Raw genomic sequence first — 3,018 nt, 5'->3', positions numbered from 1 at the left:
TCTTTAAACCATTGAGCCATTTTTTCGATCACTTTCTCGTTGCCATGATCCCAGCTTGGATCTGTTGAGCTAATGGAGTCGGTGGAAATTAGGCCTTTATAGACCTCAAGGAAACTCGGTAATTGCATAATATCTTCACTTCTACTATTGACAGGAAAACCATAAGTCGGTAAAACACATATTAAATCATATTTAATGCATAAGAAATCAAATATAGCTAAAAATTAAGTATGAATAGTCAAATTTGAAATGTAACTTACCTCAAGAATGGATGTGTTGAGATGTTGAAAACCACGATCATTGGTGCAAGCGGCTATACAGGAGCAGAACTGGCTCTAATGATAAACAGACACCCTGAGCTCACGCTATCAGGTTTATATGTCTCAGCCAATAGTGTAGATGCGGGCAAACCTATCGCTGCACTGCACGGTAAGTTAGCTGGCCTGATTGATATGCCAGTACAACCTTTAACAAATCCGGAAGAAGTGGCTAAACAGTCTGATGTGATTTTTCTAGCAACGGCACACGAAGTCAGTCACGACCTAGCGCCCATTTTTCTAGAGAACGATTGCCAAGTTTTCGACCTATCGGGTGCATTCAGAGTTAAAGGTGAAAACTTCTATCAAGAGTTTTACGGTTTTGAACATCAACACGAACAATGGCTAGACAAAGCGGCTTACGGTTTAGCGGAATGGAACGAACAAGAAATAAAAGAAGCTCAGCTTGTTGCGGTAGCGGGTTGTTACCCAACGGCATCACAACTGGCGATTAAGCCTTTGGTTGAAGCCAAGTTACTTGATGAGAACCAATGGCCAGTGATTAACGCAACCAGCGGTGTAACTGGTGCAGGCCGCAAGGCGACCATGGTTAACAGCTTCTGCGAAGTGAGCCTGCAAGCTTATGGCGTCTTCAATCACCGTCATCAACCTGAAATGGTCGCACATTTAGGATGTGATGTGATTTTCACCCCGCACCTCGGCAACTTTAAGCGTGGCATTTTAGCGACCATTACCATGAAACTGGCTGACGGTGTGACAGAACAACAGATACAAGATGCCTTCGAGCAAGCTTATCAAGGTAAGCCAGCCGTGAGATTGCTCGAAGAGACATTGCCAAGAATTCAAGATGTAGAACAGACACCTTTCTGCGATTTAGGCTGGAAGGTACAAGGTCAGCACATCATCGTTGTTTCGGCGATTGATAACTTATTAAAGGGTGCATCTAGCCAAGCGATGCAGTGTTTAAATTTACGTTATGGTTTTGCGCCATTAACTGCGTTAGTGTAAGGGAATCTAGATATGAGCCTTAATAATCAACCATTAATCATAAAGTTAGGTGGCGCTGCGCTATCTTGTGGTGAAACACTTAGCAAGTTATTTGGTGCGATTTCAGCTTACCAACAACAGGCACAGCGACCAATCGTGATTGTTCACGGCGGTGGTTACCTTGTTGATGATTTGATGAATAAGTTGAACCTCGAAACCGTTAAGAAAGAGGGGCTTCGTGTTACTCCTTATGATCAGATCCCTGTTATCGCTGGCGCGCTAGCGGGCACGGCTAACAAACTACTTCAAGGTCAGGCGATTAAAGACGGTATCAATGCCGTTGGTTTGAGCCTTGCAGATGGTGGTTTATGCAAAGTGAGCGAACTGAACCCTGAACTGGGCGCGGTAGGTAAAGCGGAGCCGGGCGACTCAACCGTCCTGCAAGCGATTCTTAATGCGGGCGCACTGCCAATCATTAGCTCAATTGGTCTGACTGAGCAAGGCCAACTGATGAACGTTAATGCCGACCAAGCTGCGGTTGCCGTTGCAGGCGCGCTTGATGCTGAACTGGTACTGCTTTCTGATGTAAGTGGTGTGTTGGATGGCAAAGGTCACCTGATTCCAAGCCTTAATCAACAACAAGCTGATGACCTTATTACAGGCAAAGTGATTACCGATGGCATGATCGTGAAAGTACAAGCTGCACTAGAAGCCGCTAATGACCTTGGACGACCAATCGAGGTTGCCACTTGGCGATACCCAGAAAAACTGACACAACTTTTTGCAGGTAAAAGCATAGGAACGCAGTTTTTACCTCAGTAGACCTCACAACGAGTCACTACTTAAAGAATTTAGACAAATAAATTTAACACATAATAATGAAGTCATTTCCAACGCTGACCGCCATGTGCAGTATGGAAACTAGGAGAAAGAAAATGAGCAAAGTTAACGTAAAGAAAGTTGTAGTAGCCTACTCTGGCGGTCTAGACACATCAGTAATCATTCCATGGTTGAAAGAGAACTATGATTGCGAAGTTATCGCATTTGTTGCAGATGTAGGCCAAGGCGATGAAGAGCTGATTGGTATTGAAGAGAAAGCAAAAGCATCTGGTGCTTCTGAGTGTTACATCGCTGACCTTAAAGAAGAGATGGTGGCAGATTACATCTACCCAACGCTGAAAACGGGCGCTTACTACGAAGGTAAATACCTACTAGGTACTTCAATGGCTCGTCCAATTATCGCGAAAGCTCAGGTTGAGGTTGCACGTAAAGTCGGTGCAGACGCACTGTGTCACGGCTGCACAGGTAAGGGGAACGACCAAGTTCGTTTTGAAGGCGCATTTGCTGCTCTCGCACCAGACTTACACGTAATTGCACCATGGCGTGAATGGGATCTAGTGAGCCGTGAAGAGTGTCTAGATTACTTAGCTGAACGTAACATCCCTTGTACGGCTTCTCTTACTAAGATCTACTCGCGTGATGCAAACGCATGGCATATATCTACAGAGGGCGGCGTGCTAGAAAATACATGGAACGCACCGGATGAAGATTGCTGGGCTTGGACTGTAGACCCAGAGCAAGCGCCAAACGAATCTGAAACTGTGACGCTTAAAGTTGAAAAAGGTGAAGTGGTAGCGGTTGATGGCGAAACAATGACGCCATACAACGCACTGGTTTACCTAAATGAGAAGGGTGCGAAGCACGGTGTTGGTCGTATCGATATCGTAGAAAACCGTCTTGTTGGCATGAAGTC

General features: G+C 45.2%; 3 protein-coding genes and 1 pseudogene. 3 read left to right on the top strand and 1 reads right to left on the bottom strand.

Features of this window, described 5'->3' with window-relative positions:
* Window positions 1-128 (bottom strand): annotated as a pseudogene (locus AB4496_RS25555) (acetylornithine deacetylase); the annotation flags it as partial.
* Window positions 129-281: 153 nt separating this feature from the next.
* On the opposite strand from AB4496_RS25555, the gene argC reads away from it, so the two are divergent.
* The 3 genes from argC to AB4496_RS25540 form a co-directional block, all read left to right on the top strand.
* Window positions 282-1,286: an N-acetyl-gamma-glutamyl-phosphate reductase gene (argC, locus tag AB4496_RS25550; RefSeq protein WP_102258061.1), complete on the top strand. Its 1,005-nt coding sequence runs from the start codon at window positions 282-284 to the stop codon at window positions 1,284-1,286.
* A gap of 12 nt (window positions 1,287-1,298) precedes the next feature.
* On the top strand, window positions 1,299-2,087 hold the full coding sequence (gene argB, locus AB4496_RS25545; protein ID WP_009848893.1) for an acetylglutamate kinase: 789 nt from the start codon (window positions 1,299-1,301) through the stop codon (window positions 2,085-2,087).
* A gap of 113 nt (window positions 2,088-2,200) precedes the next feature.
* A partial coding sequence (locus tag AB4496_RS25540; RefSeq protein WP_372132644.1) for an argininosuccinate synthase occupies window positions 2,201-3,018 on the top strand: 818 nt, incomplete at its 3' end.

Origin of the sequence: Vibrio sp. 10N.222.46.A1, from assembly GCF_041473595.1 — a bacterium.
GTDB lineage: Bacteria > Pseudomonadota > Gammaproteobacteria > Enterobacterales > Vibrionaceae > Vibrio > Vibrio tasmaniensis_A.
This window is presented reverse-complemented; position numbering and strand designations above follow the sequence as displayed.